Below are 2,058 nucleotides of genomic sequence, written 5' to 3' on the forward strand. Positions count from 1 at the left end.
AGCGAAAGCAGAGTCAAGCTTGCTTGAGCTATGCTAAGCGTAGGTGCTTCAACAAGGTTAATTTTTTGCTTCCTTTTTCAGCTATAGGAAAAAGGAAGAGCCAGTCCGGCTGGAGGACAAAAGAATAAAAATGAAAATACTATAACTCTCCCTAAATCCCTCTCTCAAAGAGAGGGACTTTGAGAGAGGGAAACGAAAGAGCAATATCTGATGAATTTGGTGTTTAAAATGTAATTTTGATGCCCTATTTTTTTTACTTTTGTAACTGTATTAAAATAACATAATAAAAGAATAAATATGAGAAAGTCAAGCGTTATCATAACCAGTATTTTTGTGTTGCTGGCAGTATGTTTTTCATCGTGCAAGCAAACTAATGAGAAAAGCCCTATGCAACAGAAGGTAGAAGAATATGCTTATTTCGATTTAAAATCGGATTTAGTAAAGAATTTGTCAAAAAAGGAAAAACAACTGATACCCATATTTCTGGAAATAGCAGATATTATGGATAATTTGTTCTGGAAACAGACTTTTGAGGATAAAACGGTTTTGGATACGATTCAGGATAAGTGGGCTAAAGACTTCGCAATGATAAATTATGGCTCTTGGGACAGGTTGGATAATAATCAGCCATTTGTTTCGGGTTTCGGAGCAAAACCCTTGGGATGCCAATATTACCCTGTAGATATTACAAAAGAAGAGTATGAAGCATACAGTAATCCTGACAAAGGAAGCTTATACACTGTTCTTCGCCGTAATGCGGATGGCTCGTTAAAAACGGTGTGGTACAGGGATGAATATAAAAAGGAAATTACGCAAGTTACTGATTTGCTGTCTAAGGCTATTGAGCTGACAGAGGATGCCGGACTGAAAAAATACCTGACAGAGCGCAAAAAGGCTTTCGAAACAGATGATTATTTTGCGAGCGATATGGCATGGATGGACATGAAAGAGAGCCGTCTGGATTTTGTTGTGGGGCCTATCGAGAATTATGATGACAAACTGAATGAGGCGAAGGCTTCTTATGAAGCATTCATCCTGCTAAAAGACGAAAAACGCAGTAACGAGCTTGCCAAGTTTGTAGCTATGCTTCCGGCACTTCAAAAGGAACTGCCTTGCGAGCCTCAATATAAAATATTTATTCCGGGTACATCGTCCGACCTGAATGTGTATGATGCCGTGTATTATGCCGGCGACTGTAATGCGGGAAGTAAAACCATTGCTATAAACCTGCCTAATGACGACCGTGTACAGGCGCAAAAGGGCGCACGACGTCTGCAACTTCGCAACAGCATGCAAGCCAAGTTTGATAAAATAATGCTTCCTATCGGCACGCTGGTAATGGAGCCGGACTTACACCAACATCTGAAATTCGATGCTTTTTTCTGGAATGTGACTTTCCATGAAGTAGCGCACGGATTGGGAGTGAAAGAAACGGTAAACGGCAAAGGTGCTGTAGATATAGCATTGAGGACTGAAAAGACATCGTGGGAAGAAGCAAAAGCTGATATACTGGGCTTGTTCATGGTCTGCAACCTGATTGATAAAGGAGAGATTCATGGAATATCAGTAGAAGATGCTATTACAACTTACATTGCGGGTATTCTCCGTTCGGTTCGGTTTGGTGCGGCAAGTTCGCATGGTAAGGCTAATATGATGTGCTACAACTATATGGAAAAAGAAGGTGCTTTTACACGCAATGATGCAGGTAAATATCACATTGATTTTGAAAAAGCTAAACAAGCAATAAATAGTTGGTCGGCACTTATACTGAAAACTCAGGGCGAAGGCGACTTTGAGTTTGCACAAAAGTTCAGGCACGAAAACGGAAGTATAGGCACTGCTTTACAACAGGATTTGAATCGGATAAATGAGGCAGGAATCCCACGTGATATACGTTTCAATCAAGGCTTGAATGTATTAGGTTTGAAATAAAGTCGGTAATACGATTATATAGAAAATAAAATGACCAATCCGATTTGAATTGGTCATTTTATTTTCTATAATTGTCTCGTCCTGAAATAGCGTTACATAAAAAAAGTAATGTTATGAAAGAAATTA

General features: G+C 39.3%; 1 protein-coding gene. It reads left to right on the forward strand.

Annotated features, from left to right (window positions below; all coding sequences use genetic code 11):
* The first annotated feature begins 297 nt into the window (after nt 1–297).
* Nucleotides 298–1,932 carry a Zn-dependent hydrolase gene (locus tag D0T49_RS12850; protein ID WP_163632348.1) on the forward strand — a complete coding sequence of 545 codons (1,635 nt, stop codon included), beginning with the start codon at nt 298–300 and terminating at the stop codon, nt 1,930–1,932.
* The last annotated feature ends 126 nt before the right edge of the window (nt 1,933–2,058 follow it).

The sequence above is a fragment of the Paludibacter sp. 221 genome, assembly GCF_010501035.1.
Taxonomy (GTDB): Bacteria; Bacteroidota; Bacteroidia; order Bacteroidales; family Paludibacteraceae; genus QVMH01.